Origin of the sequence: Mesorhizobium sp. M0293 (genome assembly GCF_040321735.1) — a bacterium.
Lineage (GTDB): Bacteria > Pseudomonadota > Alphaproteobacteria > Rhizobiales > Rhizobiaceae > Mesorhizobium.
Map to the genome: position 1 here is coordinate 95,799 of NZ_JAMYSA010000009.1, position 6,066 is coordinate 101,864.

The following is a 6,066-nucleotide window of genomic DNA, read 5'->3' on the forward strand; positions in this document are numbered from 1 at the left end:
AAGAAGATGAAGACCGGCCTCACCACATCGGTGATCTTGCATGCGGCGGCGCTGACCTTCGGCCTGTTCACGCTGACGGCGCCGGCCGCGCTTCCGTCTTCCGACGTCGAGTCGGTCGCGGTCGATATCGTGCCGATGGAAGCCATTGCGCAGACGTTGCAGGGCGACAAGAAGGCCGTGATGCATGAAAAGCCGGCACCTGTGCCGACGCAGCGCCCGGACGTCGTTCCCGATGCGCAGAAGGTTGGCGAGAACAGCGTCGATACCGACAAGCCGATAACGCCGGAAGCCAAGCCGAAGCCCGTCGACATGACCTCGGCTCCGCCGCCCGCGCCGACCCCGATCGAGAAGCCGAAGCCCGAGGACGTGCCGAAGCCGCAGGAGAAGCCGAAGCCTACGCCGGCAACGGAAGTGGCGCCGGCACCGACGCCCAAGGAAGAGGTCAAGCCCGAGCCGGTCAAGCAAGTCGATCCCAAGCCGACACCGGCCAAACCGGCCCCGACCCCGCCGCCGCAGGACACGACCGCTGCGATCGATCCGCCGCCCGAGGTCAAGCCTGACGCCGTTGCCGAAGCCATAGCGCAGGAGCCGCCGGCCGAAGCGACGCAGCTGCCGGATTCCGCGCCCGCGCCGGAAGCACGGCCAAAGCCGCAGCCGGCACAGGCCGAAAGCGCCAAGGCGCCGGACCGCAAGGATGCCGACAAGCCAGTCAAGGAAGCCTCGTCGAAGCCGAAGTCCGACGACAAGCAATTCAACGCCGACGAGATTTCCGCTCTCCTCGACAAGCAGAAGCCATCCGGCGGCGGCGCCAAGCGCTCGACCCAGCAGGCGTCGCTTGGCGGCGACAAGGACCAGGGCCAGAAGCTTTCCAGGTCGGAAATGGGCGCCCTGGAAAGCCAGCTCGGCGGCTGCTGGACCCTTCCCGCAGGCCTTGAAGGTTCCGAGAATTTTGTCGTCGTGGTGCGGTTCAATCTGGATGCCTCCGGCAAGCTGGATGGGCGCCCGGCGGTCGAAAAGTCGAGCGGAAGCCGTCAGTTCGACGAAAGTGCCGTTCGCGCGGTGCAAAAATGTGATGTCACCGGCCTGCAGGTTCCCGCGGGCAAGCAGGACATCTGGGCCGACGTCCGCGTCACCTTCGATCCTAGGGAAATGCTCGGCCTCTAAGGCCCGAGTATCCGAAAATCAGTACGAGAAGCGAGAAGACATGAAATCAATCCTCAAGCCGCTCCTGATGGTCGCAGCAATGGCGATGGGCATGACCGCTGCGGGCACGTTGCCGGCGCTGGCGCTCGTCGAGCTCAACGTCAACAAGGGCAATGTCGAGCCGCTTCCGATCGCCATCACCGATTTCCAGGGCGGCGACGCGCTTGGCGCGCAGATTTCGCAGATCGTCACCGCCGACCTGAAGCGTTCGGGGCTCTTTGCGCCCATCGACAAGAGCGCTTTTATCGAGAAGATCACCAACCCGGATGCAGCCCCGCGCTTCGACGACTGGAAGGTCATCAACGCGCAGGCGCTGGTCACCGGCAGCGTCAGCAAGGAAGCCGACGGCCGTATCCGCGCCCAGTACCGGTTGTGGGACACCTTTGCCGGCCAGCAGATGTCCGGCGAGCAGTTCTTCGCCAACGACGCCAATCAGCGGCGTGTCGCCCACATCATCGCCGACGCCATCTATGAGCGGCTGACCGGCGAAAAAGGCTATTTCGACACACGCGTTGTCTTCATCGACGAATCCGGCGCCAAGAACGCGCGCAAGAAGCGCCTCGCCATCATGGACCAGGACGGCGCCAACATCCGCTATCTCTCGGATGGCAAGTCGATCGTGCTGACGCCGCGTTTCTCGCCGAACCGGCAAGAAATCACCTACATGTCCTATGAAAGCGGTCAGCCGCGGGTCTATCTCTTGCAGATCGAGACCGGCCAGCGCGAACTGGTCGGCAATTTCCCCGGCATGACCTTTGCGCCGCGCTTTTCGCCCGATGGCCAGAAGGTGATCATGAGCCTGCTGCGCGACGACGGCAATTCCAACATCTTCGCCATGGATCTGCGTAGCCGTTCGACGACACGGCTGACCAATTCGACCGCCATCGACACCTCGCCGTCCTATTCGCCCGACGGTAGCCAGGTGGTGTTCACCTCCGATCGCGGCGGCCGTGCACAGATCTACGTGATGGGCGCCGATGGCTCGGGCCAGAACCGCATCTCGTTCGGCGACGGGGTCTATTCGACGCCGGTGTGGTGGCCGCGCGCCCAACTCATCGCCTTTACCAAGCAGACCGGCGGCGAATTCCAGATCGGCGTCATGAAGACCGATGGCTCCGGCGAGCGCATCCTGTCCTCCGGCTTCCAGCAGGAGGGACCGACCTGGGCGCCGAACGGCCGCGTACTGATGTTTTTCCGCGACTCCGCCGGCGGGCCCAAACTGGTTTCGGTCGATCTTACTGGACGCAACGAGCAATCGATCCCGACGACGAATTTCGCTTCGGACCCAGCTTGGTCGCCGCTGCTCGAGTAAGAGGCGAATTGGAGAAATGACGAATTGAAGAATTGAAGATGGAGAAACCGGCGAATTATATCAAGCGTGCGAAGGATCTAGAAGTCTATAAGCGCGCTTATGCGGTTTCTCTTGACGTACATAAAGCTACGCTCGCTTTCCCGAAGATTGAGCAATACGCATTGGCCGATCAGTTGCGTCGTTCCAGCAAGGGAATCTGCGCCAATCTGGCTGAGGGATTTGCCAAGCAGACACATTCCAGACCGGAGTTCGCACGGTTCATTTCGATGGCGATGGGGTCGTGCAGCGAAGTGGAGACGTGGATATCCTACGCGTTCGATCTGGAATACATCGGCCGGGCGCAATACGACGAGTGGCTGCAAGCATATGCGCATGTCCACGGCATGCTGATCAATCTGAGAGAAAAGCTGAAGTGAACTATCCCGCCGGGTTCGTCATTTCTTCAATTCCTCAGCTCTTCAATTCCCTTTTTTCCATCACCTCGTCGCGTTTTGGCCGCATTTCCGCCTAGGGTCCGCGCCAACTGTGGCTCATGGCCAAACAGCTGCGGACGGGCAGCCTAAACCAAATTTTAACCGTGTTTCTTGAATGCCGGTTAACCCAAACGTGGTTACTGGGTGATCAACGAAATCACTCGAATACAATCACTCGAAATACGAAGGAGAGGCGGCATGGGCCGTATTGCAGCACTTACCAGAAACCCGGTCATGATCGCGCTGGTGGCGATGCTCGCCATCGCCGGTTGCGCCTCGAAGAAGACGCCGAACAACGCGGCCGATCTTGGCCTCAACGGCGCCGGTGCTGCAACACCCGGCTCGGCGCAGGATTTCACCGTCAACATCGGCGACCGTATCTTCTTCGATACGGACTCGACCTCGATCCGCGCCGACGCTCAGACGACGCTGGCTCGTCAGGCGCAGTGGCTGAACCAGTACAAGCAGTATGCCATCGTCGTCGAAGGCCATGCCGACGAACGCGGCACGCGCGAGTACAATCTGGCGCTCGGCGCCCGCCGCGCTGCAGCCACCCGCGACTTCCTCGTCGCCAAGGGTGTCTCGGCCAGCCGTCTCAAGACCATTTCCTATGGCAAGGAGCGTCCGGTCGCGGTGTGCGACGACATCTCCTGCTGGTCGCAGAACCGCCGTGCGGTCACCACGCTCAGCGGCGCCGGTTCCTGAGGCATCAGCCGACCGGCGCGTCAAAAGAACGCGCGGCGGTCTAGCGGTAAAAATGCAACATACCTCTGCGAAAGGCGGCCTTTTGGCCGCCTTTTTCATATCCAGCCACCTGAAACAAAATTTGGCCGAAGTCTCGGCTCCTGCTATGAGCCGAGGGCGCTTGGCTGGTCCCATTCTGATTGGAAGGCGCAAACAAGCTAACGAAATCACTGCGAGAGGCACATGCATTTGAGATCGGTTCTGAGCGGCACGCTTGCGCTGCTGCTCCTATCAGGCGTCACCGCCCTAGCTAGCGGCTTGGGGGTGAGCGGCACAGGGCAATCAACCGAAAGCGGCTTTTCCTTCCATCTGCCCAGCATCGAATTGCCCGGCATTTTCGGTCAAAAGAAAAAACCGGATCAGGTTCAGATGGTGCAGTCCGATCCTGCCGCCGTCACCAGCCTGGAAGAGCAGCTGCGGCAGATGAACGGCAAGATCGAGGAACTCAATTTCCAGGTCCTGCAGATGCAGGAGCAGATCCGCAAGCAGCAGGAAGACAATGAATTCCGCTTCCAGCAGCTTGAAGGCGGCGGCACGCAAGGCGGACAGCCGCCGGCACAGAAGAAATCGGACGCAACCACCGGCACCGACAACGACGTAGCGGCGGCCCCGGCAACACAGACGCCAGCCGATGCCGGCGCCGCGCCCGGCAACGACCAGTCAGCAGGCGGCAAGACGGTCCAGGACGTCATCGTCGAATCCCCCGATGGCGACCCCGGCAAGGTAATTCCCGGTACGGGAGCGCCCGAAAAGACTTTCGGAACCATCACCGTCGACAAGAACGGTAATGTCGTCGACGCCGGCGGCAACACCCAGTCGACCGCGCCGGCGCAGGAAACCGCGCCTGCCACCAGCGCGCCTCCCAAGGCCGGCAAATCCGATACGGTGATCGCCGCATTGCCCGCCACCAACGATCCGGAGGAACTCTACCGCAACTCCTACCAGTTTATCCTCTCGGGCGATTACGGCACCGCCGAACAGGGTTTTCGCGACCACATCGCCCGCTTCCCCAGGGATGCGAAGGCGGCGGACGCGCATTACTGGCTGGGTGAGTCACTGCTCGGCCAGCAGAAATACCGAGACGCCGCTGAGACTTTCCTTGCCGCCAGCAAGGACTACCCCAAGGCCAAGAAGGCTCCCGACATGCTGCTGAAGCTCGGCGTGTCGCTGGTCGGCCTCAAGCAGCACGACGTTGCCTGCGCCACCTTCAGCGAGGTCGGCAAGCGCTACCCTGATATTTCCACTGCGCTCAAGGAACGCGTCAAGCAGGAGAAGGCCCTGGCTGCGTGCTGATCTTTCTGATGCATGTCGTTGTCCCGGGGCCACTTTTGGGCGACACGCATTGATGCTCGACATCGAGCCTGAATTTTCGACCAGAATTTTTTCGCACATCGATTTTACCAGCGGCGCTGTTGCAGCCGTTTCCGGCGGCGGCGACTCGACCGCCCTGCTCCTTCTTCTCAAACACCATCTCGACCGCACGGCGCCGGCAACGAAGCTGCTGGCAGTGACGATCGACCATGATTTGCGGCCCGGTTCGGCGGCGGAAGCGCAAGCGATGGCCAAGCTGTGCGCCACGTATGGAATTCCACACCGTATCCTGACATGGTCGGGCCCCAAGCCCTTGACCGGTCTGCCCGCCGCCGCGCGCGAAGCGCGCTACCGGCTGCTGGCCGAGGCGGCACGAGCGGAAGGCATCGGCCTGATCCTGACCGGCCATACCGCCGACGACCAGGCGGAGACGGTGCTGATGCGGCACGCGCGGAATGAGGGCCCAGGCGATGCCGGCATGACAGGCCGCGGGCTTGCCGGCATGGCGCCGGCCACTCTGTATGGCTGGCGCGAGTGGATCGTTCGCCCGCTTCTGGGGACGCGACGCTCGGCGCTTCGTGATTTCTTGCGGGGTGAACATGTCGGCTGGGCCGACGATCCGACCAATATCGACGAGGCCTTCGAGCGGCCGCGTGTGCGCGCCGCACTTGCTGGCGAGAGTGTCGAGCATATGGAGGGCACGTTAATGCTCGCCAGCCAGGCCGCCGTCGAGCGCATGCAGCTTGGCGCCAGCGCTGCCGATTTGATCCATCGCTTCGCCAGCCAGCCAGCCATCGGCCTCATTCGTCTTGATCCGGGTTTTCTGTGCGCCGGTGACGAGCGGGCGGCCGTTTACGCGTTGCGCATCCTGCTGGCCACGACAGGCGGGATTGCGTTCTTGCCGGATCAGGCCCGCGGCGAGGCGCTGTTTGGCCGGCTGAAGGCCGGATTTCTTTGCGCCACATTGTCGCGGACGGTTGTCGATTCCCGGCGCGCCGGCATTTTACTGCGCCGTGAGGCGCG

Annotated in this window: 6 protein-coding genes; all 6 read left to right on the forward strand. The window is 62.3% G+C overall.

Annotation, left to right across the window (positions count from 1 at the left end):
• Positions 1-6: 6 nt before the first annotated feature.
• Entirely contained in the window at positions 7-1,164 is a 1,158-nt protein-coding gene (tolA, locus tag NKJ06_RS06255; protein ID WP_352809375.1) for a cell envelope integrity protein TolA, read from the forward strand.
• A 67-nt stretch (positions 1,165-1,231) separates the two neighbouring features.
• Positions 1,232-2,515 (forward strand): Tol-Pal system beta propeller repeat protein TolB, encoded by a 1,284-nt coding sequence (gene tolB / locus NKJ06_RS06260; RefSeq protein ID WP_502905587.1) that lies wholly within the window; start codon positions 1,232-1,234, stop codon positions 2,513-2,515.
• Positions 2,516-2,553: 38 nt separating this feature from the next.
• Positions 2,554-2,931 (forward strand): four helix bundle protein, encoded by a 378-nt coding sequence (locus tag NKJ06_RS06265; protein ID WP_352632055.1) that lies wholly within the window; start codon positions 2,554-2,556, stop codon positions 2,929-2,931.
• A 255-nt stretch (positions 2,932-3,186) separates the two neighbouring features.
• On the forward strand, positions 3,187-3,693 hold the full coding sequence (gene pal, locus NKJ06_RS06270) for a peptidoglycan-associated lipoprotein Pal (RefSeq protein WP_109664780.1): 507 nt from the start codon (positions 3,187-3,189) through the stop codon (positions 3,691-3,693).
• Positions 3,694-3,915: 222 nt separating this feature from the next.
• On the forward strand, positions 3,916-5,025 hold the full coding sequence (gene ybgF / locus NKJ06_RS06275) for a tol-pal system protein YbgF (RefSeq protein WP_352632057.1): 1,110 nt from the start codon (positions 3,916-3,918) through the stop codon (positions 5,023-5,025).
• A gap of 52 nt (positions 5,026-5,077) precedes the next feature.
• A partial coding sequence (gene tilS, locus NKJ06_RS06280; RefSeq protein ID WP_352809380.1) for a tRNA lysidine(34) synthetase TilS occupies positions 5,078-6,066 on the forward strand: 989 nt, incomplete at its 3' end.